This is a genomic window from Akkermansia sp. UNK.MGS-1 (assembly GCF_000980515.1).
Classification (GTDB): domain Bacteria; phylum Verrucomicrobiota; class Verrucomicrobiia; order Verrucomicrobiales; family Akkermansiaceae; genus Akkermansia; species Akkermansia muciniphila.
In genome coordinates, this window is record NZ_LBCB01000003.1 from 23,266 (window position 1) to 40,092 (window position 16,827).

Consider the following 16,827-nt stretch of genomic DNA (forward strand, 5'->3'; position numbering starts at 1 on the left):
GGCTTGATTTTGCCCCTGTCCGGGGCTAGTCTTCGAACCGTTATGACAGATTCATCCATCCCGGACATGATGGCGGAGGCTCGCCGAGGCCAATGGACTGACCAGCAACTGGCCGCCAAGGCTGTGGAACTGGCGGAGTCCATTTTAAAGCAGTCGAATGCCGGGATGAGAGGGAAAGAGAAGAGGCAGGCGCAGCAAATGGAGCGTATGATGAATGATCCGGCGGGCAAGGCGTTTACGCTGGCGCTGGCGGATCGGGTGTTCCGTCCTTCTTCTCCGGCGCGGGGCGCGGAGTTGTTCCGCTATCTTCTGGACGGATATGGCGTTCCCCGTTATTTGTCTGCGGCCGACCGTTTCGCCATGAAGATGGGGGGGAGATTTTCCGCTCAATTTCCGGGTGTGGTCATTCCCGTGATTACCAGCCAGTTGAGAAAGGAGAGCTCCAATGTAATTCTTCCTGCCGAGGATGGAAAACTGCGCCCCCACCTGCGCCGCAGGCGCAAGGGCGGCATCCGGATGAACATCAACCAGTTAGGGGAGGCCATTCTGGGTGAAAGCGAGGCGCACCACCGTCTTCAGCAGGTCGTGGACCGGCTGACAGACAAGGACTGTGACTATATTTCCGTCAAGATTTCAGCCATTTTCAGCCAGATTCATCTGGTAGCCTTTGAAGAAACCGTCAAATTGATTCAGGAGCGTCTGCGCATCCTGTACCGGGCGGCCATTACCAATGCGGTAACGTTGCCGGACGGTTCCAGAAAGCCCAAGTTCGTGAATCTGGATATGGAGGAATACCGTGATCTTCATCTGACGGCGGAAGCGTTCAAACGTACGTTGATGGAGGATGAATTCATGCATCTGGAGGCGGGAATTGTGCTCCAGGCCTATTTGCCGGATTCCTGGGAGGAGCAAATGAAGCTGTGCGCCTGGGCGAAGGAACGCGTGGAGCAGGGGGGAGCGCGCATCAAAATACGCCTGGTGAAAGGCGCCAACCTGGCGATGGAGAAGGTGGAGGCCTCCATGCATGGCTGGGCGCAGGCCCCATATGGCACGAAAGCCCAGGTGGATGCCAATTACAAGAGAATGCTCCATTACGGCTGCATGCCGGATAATGCCAGATATGTGCAGTTCGGCGTGGCTTCCCACAACCTGTTTGATTTGTGTTATGCCATGCTGTTGCGTGAGCGGGAAGGCGTGCGTGACCAGGTGGAATTCGAAATGCTGGAAGGGATGGCGAACCATCAGGCGCGGGTCATCCGCCAGGCGGCGGACGGTTTGCTCCTTTATGCCCCCGTGGTTCTGAAGGAAGACTTTCACAGCGCCATTGCCTACCTGGTGCGGAGGCTGGATGAAAATACCAGTGAGGAGAACTTCCTGCATGATCTCTTCGGCATGACGCCGGGGTCCCGGAGCTGGGAGGTCCAGAAAAAGAGGTTTTTGAAGGCCTGTCAGGAAAAGGATGAGGTGAAGTACGGACCCAACCGCACGCAGAACCGCGCTGCGGACCCCATTCAGCCTTCACATTACCGGGATGCCTTTGCCAACGAGCGGGATACGGACTGGTCTCTGAGGCAGAATGCGGAATGGATCAACGGGATGATTGCCGCGGAGAAGGAAAAATCCGGCGAGGAAATCCCTCTGGTTATAGATGGTGAGGAAATTACGACTAATCTGTGGGGCGTGGGGCGCGATCCGTCCCGCCATAATGAAGTTTCCTATAAATTCGCTTATGCGGACTTTGACCAGGTTGAACATGCCTTGGTCACGGCGGACAGGGCCCGTTCCTCCTGGGCGTCCAAAAGCATTGGCGAACGCGCTGAAATCCTGCACCGGGCGGCGCAGGAGCTGTCCAGAATCAGGGGGGAAGCTATTGCTGCCATGGTGAGGGATGCCGGGAAGGCTCCCACGGAGGCTGATGTGGAGGTGAGCGAGGCCATAGACTTCTGCCGCTATTACGCGGAAGGCCTGGACCGCGACGGAATGAACGACGGCGTGGAAATGTCCCCGCTGGGTACTATTTGCGTAATGTCTCCCTGGAATTTCCCCTTCGCCATTCCGACGGGCGGTGTAGCTGCCGCCCTGATGGCGGGAAATGCCGTGGTGTTCAAACCGTCTGAACTGGCCGTTTATACGGCTTGGCAGATTGTACAGGCGTTCTGGCGCGCCGGTGTGCCTAAAAACGTCCTTCAATTCGTGCCGATGCCGCGCAATGAAATTTCCCGCAAGTTTTTGATGGACCCCCGCTTGAACGGCGTGATCATGACGGGATCCTTCCGCACCGGGAAAATGTTGCGCGAACTGCGGCCTGACCTGCATGTGCTGGCTGAAACCAGCGGAAAGGATGCCATGATCATCACCGCTACGGCTGATCCGGATCAGGCTGTAAAGGATTTGGTGAAAAGCGCTTTCGGTCATTCCGGACAGAAGTGTTCCGCCGCCAGCGTGGCTATTGTGGAGGCTTCCGTTTATGACAATCCCGCCTTTTTGCGTCAGTTGAAGGATGCCGCCGCCAGCCTGAAGGTAGGCGGGTCCTGGGAAGTCAACTCCGTGGTGACGCCGCTCATCAGGGAGCCGGAAGGGAATCTGCTCCGTGCGCTGACGCAGCTGGAACCCGGGGAGGAATGGCTGCTCAAGCCGGAACCTTCGGAAGACAACCCGTGCCTCTGGTCTCCCGGCATCCGGCTGGGGGTGAAACCGGGAAGCTGGTTCCATCAGACGGAATGCTTCGGTCCGGTATTGGGAATCATCCGTGCGGAAAACCTGGAGGAAGCCATTGACATCCAGAACGACTCCGAATTTGGCCTTACCGGCGGCCTTCAGTCCCTGGATGAACGGGAAATTGCCTTGTGGAAAACTAAAGTGCAGGTGGGCAACGCGTACATCAACCGTGTCATCACCGGCGCCATTGTCCGCCGCCAGCCGTTCGGTGGGTGGAACCATTCCTCCATGGGGCCTGGAGCCAAGGCCGGAGGTCCCAACTACCTTACCATGCTGGGAAGTTGGGAGGAAAAGGCGCTGCCCCAAAAGCTGCGTACGCCGGGTGAACGTATCTCCGGACTGGTGGAAAAACTGTGTTCCGAGCTGCCGGACTGCGCCAAGCGCATCCGTTCTGCGGCCGGGTCCCAGGCCAAGTGGTGGATGGAGGAATTCGGCGTGGAACATGATCCCTCCCGTGTTTACGGAGAAAATAATACCTTCCGCTATATCCCGGTGAAGGGAATTCTGGCCCGTGTGGAAAACATGTCCGACGATAACGTCGCCATTCTGCTGCTGGGGGCGAAACTGTGCGGGGTGCTCCTGCACCTGAGCATAGGGACGAGCCGCCCTTGGGTTCAGAAAATGCATGGTTACTATGCTTCCCTGACGGTGGAAACGGAAGCGGAATTGATCGTCCGGATGCCGGAAGCGCTTCAAGGCGTACGGTTCCTGCGTGGAACAGATATTTCCGAGGCTCTGGCCAATGCCGCCCGTGCCCGGGATGTGGAAGTACTGGACCGTCCCGTGCTTGCCAATGGGCGGTTGGAGCTGCTGGGTTATTTCCGGGAACAGGCTGTTTCCGAAACCGTTCACCGCTACGGCAATCTCATCCCGCCGCCGGGCAGTTTTAAAACAGACAGCGTGTGAAGGGTAGGGAAGGCCTGAATCCCGGCTTCCGGGTATCTTAGCCATAAAAATGAAGGGAAATCCTCCTGCCGGTTCAAAAGGAAAACATGGGTGTTGGGGGTGTTTCCCTTTCGTTTCGGAATAGCTCTTCACCGAAAGGAGAGGGGGGAAAGTTTCACTTGCAAGGAGGGAAGAGGAGTATCCTGTTGAATGAAATATGAACTTCGCCGAATGAGAAAATTTTCACCAGGCCTCACGGTGAACAATTCCGGTGGGGCGGGAAAAGGTTCCATGATCCTTATGGAGGAAGAGGCGTGGAAGTCTGCAGGAAGCGCAGGCTTTCCCGAAGAGCTTTCCCCTGTTGCCGGGGGAGGGATTGGGTGCTTTTTGCTTCTTTTCTCCATTTAATGATAGAACGTTTCCGGGAAACGGGTATATTATCAGGAACGTTTGCGATGACGCGGCGCTGTTTTTTCCACGTAACCATGAACACCAACCAATCATTGAATTCCCGCGGCAGCCACATCGTCTGGGTGGATTTTCTGCGTATCCTGGCCTGCTTCCTCGTTGTCCTGGCCCATTGCTGTGATCCGTTCGTTGGAAGTTTTGACGGTTCCTTCAACTTTAAATCCGCTGTCTTCTGGGGAAGTCTGGTACGGCCGTGCGTGCCTTTGTTTGCCATGATCTCCGGAGTGTTGCTCTTTCCCGTCACCTTGGAAATGGGCGCTTTTTACTCCAGGCGCCTCAAGAGGGTGCTGGTTCCGCTCATTGTCTGGTCACTGGCGCTTCCCTTGCTCTACTTCGGATACTTTGCCGCAGGCGTTCAAACGGCCAGCCCCAATATCGTGATGGACACTTATACATGGAGCGCCACCGTCGGCAAGCTGTATACCTTCTTCTTCAACTTCAATTATGATACCACGCCCCTGTGGTACGTATACATGCTGGTGGGCCTGTACCTCTTCATGCCCATCATGAGCGCGTGGCTGACGCAAGCCAGGAGGAAGGATGTGAAAATCTTCCTGGGCATCTGGATATTCAGCATGACTCTCCCCTACATCCAGATGCTTGCTCCGGCACTGGGGTATGAGGGCAATTACGGCAATATGGGTATTCTGGGTGTTTGCGATTGGAATCCGTATGGTATGTTTTATAACTTTTCCGGATTCCTGGGATACATGGTGCTGGCGCATTACCTGACCAAATACCCGCTGGCCTGGAGTTGGAAAAAAACGCTGTCCATTACTATTCCCCTCTTTTTGATTGGTTTTGCCGTTACGTTCTTCGGCTTTCTGGAAACGCAGAAGCACTTCCCCGGTCAATATTCCAAGCTGGAAGTGCTCTGGTATTTCTCCGGAATCAATGTATTTCTGATGACCTTTGCCATCTTTACCATCGTCAGCCGGCTCAGAATCAAGGCTGGTCCAGTGCTGAGCAAGGTGGCGGCGCTTACTTTCGGCGTGTATCTGTGCCACTTCTTCTTTGTCCAGTGCTCCTATGACTTCGTGAACTTCATCGGGCTGGGAAGGCTGCCCTCCGCCGTAAAAATTCCGTTGATGGCCTGTCTGGCCTCCGCTGTCTCCGCGGCGTTGGTATGGCTGTTGAGCCTGAACAGGTGGACGCGCAAAAGCATCATGTAAACCGCAGATATTTTTCGCAGGTCGCTTCGGGGACACGGCAGTACCGGGATGTCTCTTCTTTTGTGGAAAAGAGAATGAAACGGTTTCCGGGGAGAGGCCTGCAAAATTCTGGACGGGAAAGAGGGAACAGGCTAGGATGTCCCAGCATCGTGTACAGGCCTAGGTTGCCGGAGATGCGGGCTTTTTAACGCATGAAAAGCTCCTTTCCCGGTCTCCCTTCCGCCGACCCCAAGCTCACAGAAAATTCCCGGGACACCGGCGATTTTCGTAATCCGTTGGGGTTCTAATCTTGACAACTATCATCTCTTTTTCACGGCCTGGAATCTTTGTACCTCCCATGGGAGGTTGGCGCAAAACACCCGTTGCACTGTTGATAATCAAACCATAGACGTTCAGGAGTCGCACTCTCACGAGTGCGTGGATTGAAACGCCCCGCGATGAAAATCGTGTGGGATATGGGCCGGTCGCACTCTCACGAGTGCGTGGATTGAAACTTCCCGAAGAGAGCCGGATGCCGGGGTAGTGCGGTCGCACTCTCACGAGTGCGTGGATTGAAACATCAGTTCGACGATTGCCACGGCTATATCCAGCAGTCGCACTCTCACGAGTGCGTGGATTGAAACTCTTGCCCTGCGGAAGTTTGGCGTTAAGGGCATCAGTCGCACTCTCACGAGTGCGTGGATTGAAACCTGTACGAGGAAGCCGACCGTTTCAAGGACTTCCGTCGCACTCTCACGAGTGCGTGGATTGAAACCCGTCGTCGGTGGCGAAAGCGTAATCAAGGATGAGTCGCACTCTCACGAGTGCGTGGATTGAAACCGCCCGGTTTGATTATGAAAAAGGCGCGGCGTATGTCGCACTCTCACGAGTGCGTGGATTGAAACTTTCAGCATGGTCCGGGTGCGGGCTTCCGTCTGCGTCGCACTCTCACGAGTGCGTGGATTGAAACTCGTCTGGAACGACGTGTACGGCTGGAAAGTCTTGTCGCACTCTCACGAGTGCGTGGATTGAAACAACCATAACAAAACTGTTGCCCAGCAATTCAAGCGTCGCACTCTCACGAGTGCGTGGATTGAAACCGGAAAACTACATCCCGGAAGACAGCGTAGCCGCGTCGCACTCTCACGAGTGCGTGGATTGAAACGATGAAGATTTAGCAACGTAATCCTTATACGCTTGTCGCACTCTCACGAGTGCGTGGATTGAAACCTGATGTTCGTCCAGAGGCTCCATTGCTTTTGGTGTCGCACTCTCACGAGTGCGTGGATTGAAACCCGGAAGATGGTCAGTGCCCATAATGAGGGCGCCGTCGCACTCTCACGAGTGCGTGGATTGAAACTTCGCCGGGGACTTTTGACCAGCCAGTGAGATGAGTCGCACTCTCACGAGTGCGTGGATTGAAACCGCTACAGACCAGGACAAACTGCTCGCCGCTGAAGTCGCACTCTCACGAGTGCGTGGATTGAAACGGCACGTCCGGATTACGGACGGTGATGCTGATTGGTCGCACTCTCACGAGTGCGTGGATTGAAACGGAATCACGGTATGGGATGAGGCCCATGTCGTGGGTCGCACTCTCACGAGTGCGTGGATTGAAACCATCCCCGCCCGGCCTGTGGTAGTGGTGACGCAGGTCGCACTCTCACGAGTGCGTGGATTGAAACCGGGAAAAGCTGGAATCCAGAATGGAAGAAATAGGTCGCACTCTCACGAGTGCGTGGATTGAAACTGCATCGAAAACGGCTTTGTAACCGAATAACAAAAGTCGCACTCTCACGAGTGCGTGGATTGAAACTCCGCAAACTGCTCTGATACGGTAATGCGGGCCAGTCGCACTCTCACGAGTGCGTGGATTGAAACTCCATCTCCTGGGCTACCAGCCGCGCCCGGGCTTCGTCGCACTCTCACGAGTGCGTGGATTGAAACGATGTACAGAACGAGGGTTAGGCCATCGTACTTAGTCGCACTCTCACGAGTGCGTGGATTGAAACCTGATCAAAGTGAACTGGGATGCCTACACCGACCGTCGCACTCTCACGAGTGCGTGGATTGAAACCGGGCGAAATACGCAGGAAGAATTTACGGGGCTCGTCGCACTCTCACGAGTGCGTGGATTGAAACCTCTACGCTCTCGCCTGTGTCGACCCCGATGTAGGTCGCACTCTCACGAGTGATCTTTATCAATGAAGGGTGGAAAGGGGTGAATTTAGGGTGAATAGGGGTGAACGCTAGGAAAATCAAGGGGAGCAAGCATTGAGTGATCAGAGAAAGACTGTGTAGAAAATATCGGCGTCAGAAGAGGAAATTATCAAGCATCGTGGAAAATAATCATGGTAAGATGTCCCGCATGTGTACACCTGCATATTGCATCCCCTTGTATGGCTCCATGACTGTTATCTCGCCCGAAGACCGAAGGAAAAAGAATCCGCAAATTTATCATCTCCATGATACCGCTGTCGTGTTGATGTGGACAACCCGTGAAAGAAGAAAGACGACATGCTGGGTGCGGGATGTGCTCGACAACGTGTGGATTGTGATCAGGAACGAAAGAGAAGATGATTGAAAAAGGCCGCCAGGAACAACCTGACGGCCTGAATTGTATCTGCCCATTGGGCTAATCATCGCAACATAAAGCACGGACAAAGGGCGTCATTTCCTCGTCCTGATGGTCTTCTATCAGCTTGTCTGTCCTTTCGTCCATAATGCACAGGACGCTTGAATAAAGACCGTCAGCAAATAGTGATTGCTTGGTGGCAACAACAAGCGCATGTACTGCATAGCCGGACTGCTGGCCATTGCCATCTACAACATAACAGTTGATGTTGTCTCCTGGCTTTAAGGTAGGCATGATGATTTTTCTGTTGTTTCAATCCGCGCCTCCGCAGGGATGCGAAAAGTTACAGGGGGAATTCGTCTTCAATTACTGTTCCACTCCATCCCCTGGCCGTTTTCGGTTCGGGGGCCGGGGTGGCCCTGGGCACTCGGACGGCTCCCATATGATCCGCCAGCCCTCCCGGAGGGAGCGTTCCCGGCAGGGCGTGCGGTTCGTAGGTTTCCACGCCCGTTTCATCCGCCATCTTCCGGGCGGCGGCCCGGCCCCGGTTGATCACCGTGTAATTCAGATGGCGGATGTGTTCAGGCTTGGCATATTTCCGCAGCTGGTCATAGACATTTTTGCCCGTGCAGGACAGATGCAGCTGATCCCTCACCACTTCTGCCAGATAGTCCGGCCCAGTTTCAAACCGTTGCATGCTGTCCCGAAGCAGGTGCAATTCCTTGTCCATTTCCGTGTAGGTGTTGTCTCTGATGGCTTCATATCCCAGGTAGGTGGCAAAACGATTGTAAATTAGCGTATAATCCTTTTGTGTTGCGCGGGTGAAAGAATCCGTGTGTCCGGTGGCTTTCCAGGTCTCGTCGTGCCGCCATTCTTCTAGGAACGGCACCGGGCAGCCGTATGCTTGTAGCTGCTTGTAAGCCTGGGAGGCCAGCTGGGCCAGCACAGCCTTTTGCTTATTAGTGAGGGGCTTATTGCTCATGATCGGATTGTTGCTTGGGATGTTGCAGAGCCTTGATCAGTTGTTGCCGCTGCTTGGGCGTCAGATAGATAAGGGTGGCTGTTGCTGCGCCTTTATTAGTACCTGTCCAGATAGTTAGCACGGTCTGGAAGCTCATGTGCTCGACCTCAATCTTAGTCATGCGCTGATCCTTTCCGCCGTGTCGGTTTTTGGTTCTACCCAGTAAGCCTCCGTCTGCTCAATGCGCAATCCCAGGGAGGCCAGCCGTTCGTCATCCAGATCGGCCTTGAGCTTGTCCTTGTCGGGCTTGGGGTCGGACACTTTGAGATAGGAGGTCAGGCCCATTTCCCTGATTCTGGCGCAGACGGCTCCCCAGGTGAATTTGCGGGAGAGTAGTACCAAGGTGGGGTTGCCCAGCCGCCAGCCCCAGCGAGCTTTGCCAGTCTCTCCGGACTTGGAATCACCTTGCAGCAGAGTTTCCCGGTTGCGGGTAGCGTATTGCTCGGCCTGGGCCAGCTTGACGGTAATCTGGTTGTTGAGACCTTTAATCACGCCGCCGTATTCTTCTCGGGCGGCCAGGATGGCCTTGTCCAGCTGGGCCTGTGCCTTGTCTCGCTTGACAGTCAAATCGGCAATCTTGTCCAGACATTGTTCATATTCGGCCAATGTGGACAGCCCGGTGTTGCGTGTTGTTATTTTAGCCATTGTTGTGTGTACGTTTTTTGTTAAGTGATTTTTGCTTGCGGTGGATTGTTTGGAGAACATCTTTCAAGGTCCGTTTGGGGTCAGTAATCCAGTCATAGAATTCTTGTCCCTTGACCGGAATCCATACATCCCCAACCTGCTCTAGCTTGATGGCAACTTTCCCAGGCCAACGGGAATCGCAGTTTGTCCAAGCGTTACCAAGACCGGGGAAACGGTTTAATTCCATGCAGATTTTTGTGCAGATAGTTTCAAGTTCAATGGTCATTTTTTTTGTCCTCAAGATTTTTTCATTGATAGCAATGCGCCATTTTATCTGTTTAGAGGAAAGGTTCCTCTTACGCCATGTTTCAGAATAAAATATATATTCGGTATTATTAATAGTTTTGTTGATCAGTGCTTCCTGTAAACATGATAGATTAAGTGGTTTAGTAATATCCTTCAGAACTCTCCGCATAGCGGAAAAATTTTTGGATACATCAATATTTAGAATTTTTTTCACACAACAGTTTCCTACAATGAGAGAAATTCCGTTGTGAATATTTCTGATTACACAATGCTCAATGATGAGATGGCCGCAAATACACGTTCCAAATTCTCCGTCTTCGGGAAAATACGTTTCTACGTGTTTCCATTCCAATTTAGCAAGGTGGAAATTTCGAGATACGGAACATGCCAGCAGTTTTGACTTGAATCGACGAATATGGGAATTATTCATTTTTTTCTTTTTTCTGTTCGTGAGGTATGCATGAAATGCGCCCTCACTATTCAGGAGCATTTTCAAAATACATTTTTCCCTCATATATTTCCCTCTCGTCTCTTTCTGAAAACGGCCGGTTTTCTCATTTGATCACTTTTCTGCCACTAGATCTTTCATGATAGCTATGATGATCAGAGGTTAGTTTTTTCTTGCTGGATCATGGTTTCCTACAAGGAATATCTCATCCTCGAGTAACCGTCTGAGCAGGTGTATGGCGTCGCCAAAGTGCCGCAGTTTTTATTGTTGTTGGTGCCGTACATGATCGTGGTGTGGTTATGAAACTTGATCATCATGAAGGGCGATCAGGCGGGTAAGCTTGCCCAGCATGGCGTCCCGTTGGTCTGCGGGGATGTTCACGGGCCAATCCTGGCCCGTGCGGATGATGTGCTGTAGTTTGTTCCTTTCCTCCCAATCCACCACGATGCGGACGCATTTGCTGTCTGCCCGCATGGTGGCGGAGGTGATGTAGGTGCGGATGTCCAGCGTGCCGTTGGCATACCGGATCAGGGCAATGTATAAAGGCGCGGGCATAGTCAGGAGGCAGTGGCCAGTTTTTCCAGTTGTTTGTGGACGGCTACAAAATAGCCCCATGTAAATTCCTTGCCGGCCTTGCGGGCGGTCGTGGCGCCGGAGCGCATGCGCTTGGTATAACGTCCTAGGCCGTACTGCTTGACCATTTCCTGCACGATTTTGAGCGTGGCCGGGTCGGGGTCCGGCAAGCCGAACGCCTGCCAGACGCGCTGCTGGTCGGCATAGGTGATGTTCTTGGGCAAGTAGATATTGATGCCGCGCAGGATGGTCTGGCTCAACACTCCTTCCCAGCTCGCAGGCATCCCATGCCATTTTACCTGTCCGTTTTTGGACTGCCCGGAAAGGGTCTTCCCCCATACATCCGTGCCTACCAGGGCCATGCCGCAATGCGTTTCATCATAGATTTCCCTCAGGGTTTCTATGGTTTTGAGGCCCCGCGCTCCGGTCATGCACACCTGATGCACTTCGTCAAAAATCAGGAGATGGGACGGAGTAACCGTCTGCTTGATACGGTCCACCATCTTTTCATAGCGAAGGTTTTGCCCAAGGCCCAATTCACGGGCAATCAGGTTCACGACACGCAAGGCGGATGGGGACGTGGGTATGCGTACCAGCACCACACGGCTTGTGTCGCAACCGGCTTGACGGTCGGCAATATCCTTGCGCCGCTTGTATTCTTCGCAAGCCCAGGTTTTGCCGATTTGAGGGTTCCCCACCAAGCTGACAATCTCCTGGTACTCCACGGAGTATTCAAATGCCTGGGTGATTTTGCGGAATATGTCCGTATCAACAAAAGGAATGCCCGCAACCCACGTTTTGTTGTTGTACCTGCGCCGGAAGTTGGCAATGCTGTTCACTACCTGGTCCGGAGCGGCTTCCCGGCTCTCATAAAAGAGTTTGGAAAGCGTGGAGGGGGAATAGCCCACAGTTTCGGCGGTTTGCTTGAGCGTCCATTTTTCCTGTTTGGCCGTCGCCACCAGCCAGGAAAGCAAGTCCTTGGTCCGTGGATCGTAGCCGGATGCCGCCAGTGATGCGGCGTAATTGTCCCAGAGGGATTCGGTTGTTTCTATTGCGTCCATATTGTTATTGGTTTGGTTGTTGTTTGAAAAAAGAGCTTTAGCCGGGGATCATGTCTTCCAGGGAAAGGTGATATTCCGCTCCTGCTTCTGGCTCCGGTTCGTCTTCCCTGTCAGGCAAGGATGGAGCGGCGAACACGTCCACGCCGGGGACAGAGGGGGCGCCGGGCAGCGCGTCCCGGTCATCCGGGAGAACGTCAGGCTGCTGGCGCGCCAGACGGAGCACGGCATCATTGTGTTCCTTGAGAGCCGCCGCGCTTTCCCTGGCGGGGGCATTGCGGACTTTGTAGTCCATCATCAGATCAGCGCGGCGGGAAGCGATCAGGCCCATTTGGGATTTCACGGCGTCCTCGTCGTTCCGGGCGGCGGCCACGCTCAACGGAGCCGCCCCCAGGATGCCGCCGCGCTTGTCCAGCACGATCACCGTGTCCGGCTTGAACGGGTTGATCACTACGTCGTGCTTGTCGTCCGCCAGTTCATGGCGGCGCCCGTCGTCAAGGTCTGTATAATAGGCGTGATAGATGCGCGGTTCCGGGGAAAGCGTTTTGTCCTGCAAGGTCATGTACCCCCGTTTGACGGTCAGGGTACGCACCTTTTCCGGTCCCAGCAGGGTGACGTACAGGTCCAGCGGTATGCGCCAGAGTTGCTTTTTGCCCTGTTCCCACACGGCGGAGGGAGACAGGCGCGTTTCCCGGAGGCGGGAGGGATCGGCCAGCACCAGCGCGCGGATGGCCTGCCATGCCTGCAATTCCGCCTGTCCCCTGGTGGGATCGGGAAGCTTGTTCTCCGGCGTCCAGACGCCTTCCGCCAGCGCGTACTCGCGGATCATGTGGCCGCATTCCCGCCAGCCTTCCAGCATGTGGTTGGTGCGGTTGTTGATGATGGCGTACACGTCCCGCAGAATCAGACTGAACTGGTAAAAATCCAGGAAGGGGGATTTGATCATGTCGGCATACTCGCCCAGGCGCGGCAGCGCCTTGCACAGCTGGTTCTGGTAGGCGATCATGCCGTCGGTGCTTTCCGGCTGGCGGCGGTCGCGGCCTGACTGTCCGGGCAACGCCCCCAGCACATTGTGAATCAGGCTGTGCAAGCATTCGATCATGGCTTTATAACGGGGATTACCCGCGCCGCGTCCGGCCCAGCCGCCCATCAGGGCGTTGCCGGCTCCGGTTATGCCGCCCATGCCCACGCGGATCACGCCGCCCGTGCGGTCGTGAAGCGCCGCAATGTATTTTTCTGAAAGGTTGGCCGTGCCGTGTTCCATCATCAGCAGGCAGCCATCTGGGTGGTAGCCGGTGGAATAAAGGATGTTGGCCAGGAAGAGGCGGAACATTTCATTATCCAGCGCTTTGCGTTTCTTGGGATCATCCGGCAACGTCACAAAGGGCATGTGCCCCCAATCGAACCGGCAGCCGGACGCAACGTCATGGGCGCCGAATTCCAGCACGCGCACAGGCTTGCCTGCAAAGGTGACGTAGTGGTCATGCCATACGTCGTCGAACATGTATTGACCTCCCACGGGCAGCCCCACGCGGGAAGTGCGCACGTAAGGCAGCACGGCAGCGGCGGCGCGCGATCCCCATTTGCCCTGCTGTTTTTCGGCTTTGGTGCGGGCCAGCACTTTGCGGAGATTGGCCGCAGAGCATCCGGGCGGCAATGTGGCTTTGGTCCAGTCCTCGAACCCCGGCACTTGTTCCCGGCCGGAAATGATGCGGTGCTGGATTTCCAGAATGCCCTGCTGTTCCGATCTCTGGTGCTTGTCCAATATGGCCTTGCCCCAGGCAATGAAACGGGGGGAATGCACTCCCGTGTCGGCGGTGCGGGATTTAAGCGTGTTGCCGTTCACCAGGGCGCGCCAGTTGCCGGGGTCTTCCCGCCAGGCATAATATCTTTTTTTGGCAAGCCCCTTGCTGCACCCCATGGCCTTGGACAGCCGGTCGATGATGCCGCCCGTACCGCATACCGGCAAGCCGGAAGGCAAGTCGGAAAGGGCCGCCAGCCAGCAATAAACCCGGTCGCGGGTAGGCATGTCAAGTGCCAGCCAGTCTGGATCATGGGCAGGTACGGGTACTTTTTTCATAGTGGCTTAAACTGCGGGGAAAGGGATTGATGGGAGGCCGTCGCCGTGACCGGCAAACACATCCGCCACAGGAAGGTTGTTCGGATTGCTGGGGCGGTCCTGGGCGGATTTGCGGGCGGCCTGTACCTGGTCCAGGGTGGAGCGCAGCACGATTTCCAGGGCGGCCAGGTCGTCCTTGTCCAGTAGAGCATGGCGGCCAAGATCGCAGAATTCGCTTAAGCCCTGGCAAAGTTTGTTTTTGGCATAGGCGGCCAGCTTCCTAGCTTCCGCGAGTTCCGCTTCTGGATCGGTTTCTTTTTCCCTTGCCGGGCGTCCGTCAGGGTTGCCGGATGCCTGGAATCCGTGAGATTTGGGCGGAGTGACCACGCCAAAGTCAAAGTAGGCTTGCCGGAGACTGTCAGCGTCGGAAAGCTTGCTGATCTCTTCCAGCGTGCGGGCGTCTCGGCGTCCGCTTTCTATAAGCGCCACATCCACCGTGCCCAGCCTTTTGGCGCGCTTGAGCACTTCCCGGTGGAGTTTCATGTATTTTTGAGCCGTCCTTTTATCAAAAACGAACCATGATTCGCTTTTGGGGCTATCCTTTTTACTATTAAATAGTTTTTGAAAATCACCATGTTGAGAGGCGGATTTCATTCTACCTAGCAACCCGCCCAACACCACCGCCGTCATCCAGCGTTTTTGTTCAAGGTTTTGAATCTGATTTGTCAATCCGGTGATTTGGCCGTGGAGCGCGTTGGCCCGGACGATTGCAATTTCCCAATCCCGGTTGGTAGTTGTCACCTCATTTTGAGGCATGATCTGAATCTCATATTTCATCTTTGAATTTTCTGAAAGCGATTTTGATTTTGCGCATGGCGGCGCGCTCAATGCTGAAAACCCGTTGCCGGGTCAGGCCCAGATAGAGGCCAATTTCGCGCTGTGTCAGGCTGCCGGCATGATCCAGGCCATAATGGCGCCGGAATTCCGGCACCCGCCAGAGGGCCTGCCAAATGGCCCATTCTTCCTCCGTCATGGGGGTGTTCATGTTCACGTCGGCCTCAGGTTGCATGGCGTTACTTGGTGAGGGGTACAGGCAACACGGCGGTGCGGGCATCCTTGAGGCCCTCGCGGATCTGGGCGGCTTCCTTGTCCAGGCAATACACCACCGCCCAGGCCACCAGCCAGCCCATCAGGGCCATAACGGCAACGGCTCCAGCAAATTTTGCAATGTCCCGCATAGTGATATTGATGTTAATGGCGGAGGCGTTCAGGAAGCTTGCTAATCCTGTCCAGCAGAGCTTTACTCTGTCTTATCCCTGTGAGGACGCTGGCCAAGTGCTGGTAACAGACACCTAATTCCGGGGCAGCTGTTCTATAGCTCCAGCCCTTGTCCTTGAGTTCTTGCCGTGCTTTCACCAGATTCCCGGTCAGGGCTTTGGCCTTGTGTTTCTCTTGTGCTCGTGCGAACATAAGAAATCAGATATACGATTTATGAATTGAGAGCAAGGAAGAAATATCATAATTATGAATTTTTCTCACAGACTGATGGAGGCAATGGTGCGGAAAGGCATTAACCAAAAAGAGCTTTCAGAAATTGCAAGTGTTCCTCAAGGAGCTATATCAAACTATTGTAATGAGAAAGGCATGCCATCCTCGGAGGTGCTTTATAGGCTATCAAAAGCACTGGAAGTGTCTATGGAATGGCTTATATCTGGAGAAACATCTCGCACAAAAGATCCTGCCCCGCAGGACAATCATTGGCGAGACCGCGCTCTCAAGTCTGAAGAGAAGCTGAAGATGCTGAAATCAGCCATGCAGGGGTGGCTGAAAAAAATTTAGCAAAAATGTTCGCGGGGGAACAGTTCTCTTGACATAACCAAAAAAAAATAAGAAGTTGCCGGAAATAATATGAGTGAAGAGATAGCTATGAAAGGATCTGAATACGAACTATCTGGTGATTTTTTTATCAAATTATCACACGATGGAGTTATGACATCACGTTCCTTAAGGGATGTTCTGAGCGGATTAGATAGCGTAATAAAAAGTTGTACTCCGATTCTTTCCGAGGTATATCAGGAACGGGTAGCATTGGAAGGGCTTGCCATTGGATCAATACAATCAGGTAGTTCTTGGTTAAAAAAACTCAAGTTTATTACTGAAAAAACTCTACCAGCATTGAATAGTATGGATCCAAAAATCGTTATTCCCATCTGTCTTGCCGCTGTCTTATGGAAGGGAATAGACGTTTTTAAAGAGGGCGGTAGAACGAATAATTTGATAGGAAATGATATCCGTATAGAAAACAATGCTCCCATCATTATTGGGGAAAATACGTCTCCACAACTCAAGGAAGTATTACTAAGACAATATCCAGGACGAGAAATGGAAATAGATGCGGTTTTAGAGGCTGTGGATAAAGCCTTGGAAAAAAAAGTTACATTGTTTGAATCAGCAAAAAAAGGATTAGTTAAATTAAAATCCCCTAATGGACAACCTGTTTCCGCAATTACTTTGGGAAATGAAGAAGAAGGGTCTGCATTACCGCCGCCAATTTTGACACAAGATCAGTTAAATTTTGTGCCTGATAAATACGAAGAGCCGGAACAAAAGGAGCAAAAAGCCTTTTTTGGTGGAGTCTTGTTAAACGTAACGCGAATGAGCAAGAGTAAGGAGAAAGTAAGTTGGTCAGCACAAGTAGAGGAGGATGAAAATATACCTTTACCTAAAACAGTAAAACAGCTCATTGTTGATTCACCAGAATTACAAAAAGAGATATTCGCCCACTCTCTAGATAGGCCTTTTCGTGCAGATATTTATGCTGTTTATATCAGAGATGGTAAGGGAAATCCTATTTATAAGAGGTACATTTTAAAATCCATAGAATAAAGGATATTTGTAATTTGGAGAAAAATAGTAGGATGAAAACATGGCAGATATACAC

At 53.4% G+C, this 16,827-nt stretch carries 16 protein-coding genes and 1 CRISPR repeat array; of the genes, 4 read left to right on the forward strand and 12 right to left on the reverse strand.

All coding sequences use genetic code 11. The features are described from left to right. The first annotated feature begins 42 nt into the window (after window positions 1-42). Together WW58_RS01910 and WW58_RS01920 are read left to right on the forward strand one after the other, a co-directional pair. On the forward strand, window positions 43-3,624 hold the full coding sequence (locus tag WW58_RS01910) for a bifunctional proline dehydrogenase/L-glutamate gamma-semialdehyde dehydrogenase (protein ID WP_102758494.1): 3,582 nt from the start codon (window positions 43-45) through the stop codon (window positions 3,622-3,624). A 464-nt stretch (window positions 3,625-4,088) separates the two neighbouring features. Further along, the gene (locus WW58_RS01920) at window positions 4,089-5,243 is read left to right on the forward strand and encodes an acyltransferase (protein WP_046435050.1); all 1,155 of its coding nucleotides are present in this window, start codon (window positions 4,089-4,091) and stop codon (window positions 5,241-5,243) included. Window positions 5,244-5,641: 398 nt separating this feature from the next. Further along, a CRISPR array of direct repeats spans window positions 5,642-7,364; the repeat unit is 31 nt; unit sequence GTCGCACTCTCACGAGTGCGTGGATTGAAAC. 493 nt (window positions 7,365-7,857) lie between these two features. Here WW58_RS01920 and WW58_RS01925 read toward each other — a convergent pair. The 12 genes from WW58_RS01925 to WW58_RS01970 form a co-directional block, all read right to left on the reverse strand. Then, window positions 7,858-8,091 (reverse strand): hypothetical protein, encoded by a 234-nt coding sequence (locus WW58_RS01925; protein ID WP_046434941.1) that lies wholly within the window; start codon window positions 8,089-8,091, stop codon window positions 7,858-7,860. A 49-nt stretch (window positions 8,092-8,140) separates the two neighbouring features. Beyond that, window positions 8,141-8,779 (reverse strand): hypothetical protein, encoded by a 639-nt coding sequence (locus tag WW58_RS01930; RefSeq protein ID WP_046434943.1) that lies wholly within the window; start codon window positions 8,777-8,779, stop codon window positions 8,141-8,143. Continuing rightward, window positions 8,769-8,939 (reverse strand): hypothetical protein, encoded by a 171-nt coding sequence (locus WW58_RS12765; protein WP_162610370.1) that lies wholly within the window; start codon window positions 8,937-8,939, stop codon window positions 8,769-8,771. Before WW58_RS12765 ends, WW58_RS01930 begins: the two co-directional genes overlap by 11 nt. Further along, the gene (locus WW58_RS01935; RefSeq protein WP_046434945.1) at window positions 8,936-9,463 is read right to left on the reverse strand and encodes a host-nuclease inhibitor Gam family protein; all 528 of its coding nucleotides are present in this window, start codon (window positions 9,461-9,463) and stop codon (window positions 8,936-8,938) included. The genes WW58_RS12765 and WW58_RS01935 overlap by 4 nt, the downstream gene beginning before the upstream one ends. Further along, window positions 9,456-10,178, reverse strand: coding sequence for a hypothetical protein (locus WW58_RS12770; RefSeq protein WP_143296651.1), 723 nt, complete (start codon window positions 10,176-10,178; stop codon window positions 9,456-9,458). Before WW58_RS12770 ends, WW58_RS01935 begins: the two co-directional genes overlap by 8 nt. Before the next feature lie 315 nt (window positions 10,179-10,493). Continuing rightward, complete coding sequence (locus WW58_RS01945) at window positions 10,494-10,751, reverse strand: hypothetical protein (protein ID WP_046434947.1); 258 nt, start codon at window positions 10,749-10,751, stop codon at window positions 10,494-10,496. A gap of 2 nt (window positions 10,752-10,753) precedes the next feature. Beyond that, window positions 10,754-11,830 carry an AAA family ATPase gene (locus WW58_RS01950; RefSeq protein WP_046434949.1) on the reverse strand — a complete coding sequence of 359 codons (1,077 nt, stop codon included), beginning with the start codon at window positions 11,828-11,830 and terminating at the stop codon, window positions 10,754-10,756. Between the two features lie 37 nt (window positions 11,831-11,867). Continuing rightward, window positions 11,868-13,907: a hypothetical protein gene (locus WW58_RS01955; protein WP_046434951.1), complete on the reverse strand. Its 2,040-nt coding sequence runs from the start codon at window positions 13,905-13,907 to the stop codon at window positions 11,868-11,870. 6 nt (window positions 13,908-13,913) lie between these two features. Then, window positions 13,914-14,702, reverse strand: a complete 789-nt coding sequence (locus WW58_RS01960; protein ID WP_288143392.1) for a hypothetical protein — start codon at window positions 14,700-14,702, stop codon at window positions 13,914-13,916. A 10-nt stretch (window positions 14,703-14,712) separates the two neighbouring features. Beyond that, window positions 14,713-14,955, reverse strand: a complete 243-nt coding sequence (locus WW58_RS01965; RefSeq protein ID WP_162610368.1) for a sigma factor-like helix-turn-helix DNA-binding protein — start codon at window positions 14,953-14,955, stop codon at window positions 14,713-14,715. A gap of 4 nt (window positions 14,956-14,959) precedes the next feature. Further along, on the reverse strand, window positions 14,960-15,124 hold the full coding sequence (locus WW58_RS12775) for a hypothetical protein (RefSeq protein WP_162610367.1): 165 nt from the start codon (window positions 15,122-15,124) through the stop codon (window positions 14,960-14,962). A gap of 13 nt (window positions 15,125-15,137) precedes the next feature. Continuing rightward, window positions 15,138-15,356: a hypothetical protein gene (locus WW58_RS01970; RefSeq protein WP_046434957.1), complete on the reverse strand. Its 219-nt coding sequence runs from the start codon at window positions 15,354-15,356 to the stop codon at window positions 15,138-15,140. 54 nt (window positions 15,357-15,410) lie between these two features. Between WW58_RS01970 and WW58_RS12780 the strand changes: the two genes are divergently transcribed. Continuing rightward, a complete protein-coding gene (locus WW58_RS12780) occupies window positions 15,411-15,725 on the forward strand; it encodes a helix-turn-helix domain-containing protein (protein ID WP_087393293.1) in 315 nt (104 codons plus the stop codon). A 69-nt stretch (window positions 15,726-15,794) separates the two neighbouring features. Then, window positions 15,795-16,772 carry a hypothetical protein gene (locus WW58_RS01980; protein ID WP_143296649.1) on the forward strand — a complete coding sequence of 326 codons (978 nt, stop codon included), beginning with the start codon at window positions 15,795-15,797 and terminating at the stop codon, window positions 16,770-16,772. The last annotated feature ends 55 nt before the right edge of the window (window positions 16,773-16,827 follow it).

Bases quoted from the DNA above. Each gene is read 5' to 3' on its own strand.
- WW58_RS01935 (WP_046434945.1), bottom strand. From the start codon at position 9,463: ATGGCTAAAATAACAACACGCAACACCGGGCTGTCCACATTGGCCGAA.
- WW58_RS12780 (WP_087393293.1), top strand. From the start codon at position 15,411: ATGAATTTTTCTCACAGACTGATGGAGGCAATGGTGCGGAAAGGCATT.
- WW58_RS01950 (WP_046434949.1), bottom strand. From the start codon at position 11,830: ATGGACGCAATAGAAACAACCGAATCCCTCTGGGACAATTACGCCGCA.
- WW58_RS01965 (WP_162610368.1), bottom strand. From the start codon at position 14,955: ATGCAACCTGAGGCCGACGTGAACATGAACACCCCCATGACGGAGGAA.
- WW58_RS12765 (WP_162610370.1), bottom strand. From the start codon at position 8,939: ATGACTAAGATTGAGGTCGAGCACATGAGCTTCCAGACCGTGCTAACT.
- WW58_RS01930 (WP_046434943.1), bottom strand. From the start codon at position 8,779: ATGAGCAATAAGCCCCTCACTAATAAGCAAAAGGCTGTGCTGGCCCAG.
- WW58_RS01945 (WP_046434947.1), bottom strand. From the start codon at position 10,751: ATGCCCGCGCCTTTATACATTGCCCTGATCCGGTATGCCAACGGCACG.
- WW58_RS01910 (WP_102758494.1), top strand. From the start codon at position 43: ATGACAGATTCATCCATCCCGGACATGATGGCGGAGGCTCGCCGAGGC.
- WW58_RS12775 (WP_162610367.1), bottom strand. From the start codon at position 15,124: ATGCGGGACATTGCAAAATTTGCTGGAGCCGTTGCCGTTATGGCCCTG.
- WW58_RS01920 (WP_046435050.1), top strand. From the start codon at position 4,089: ATGAACACCAACCAATCATTGAATTCCCGCGGCAGCCACATCGTCTGG.
- WW58_RS01960 (WP_288143392.1), bottom strand. From the start codon at position 14,702: ATGCCTCAAAATGAGGTGACAACTACCAACCGGGATTGGGAAATTGCA.
- WW58_RS01980 (WP_143296649.1), top strand. From the start codon at position 15,795: ATGAGTGAAGAGATAGCTATGAAAGGATCTGAATACGAACTATCTGGT.
- WW58_RS01925 (WP_046434941.1), bottom strand. From the start codon at position 8,091: ATGCCTACCTTAAAGCCAGGAGACAACATCAACTGTTATGTTGTAGAT.
- WW58_RS01955 (WP_046434951.1), bottom strand. From the start codon at position 13,907: ATGAAAAAAGTACCCGTACCTGCCCATGATCCAGACTGGCTGGCACTT.
- WW58_RS12770 (WP_143296651.1), bottom strand. From the start codon at position 10,178: ATGAATAATTCCCATATTCGTCGATTCAAGTCAAAACTGCTGGCATGT.
- WW58_RS01970 (WP_046434957.1), bottom strand. From the start codon at position 15,356: ATGTTCGCACGAGCACAAGAGAAACACAAGGCCAAAGCCCTGACCGGG.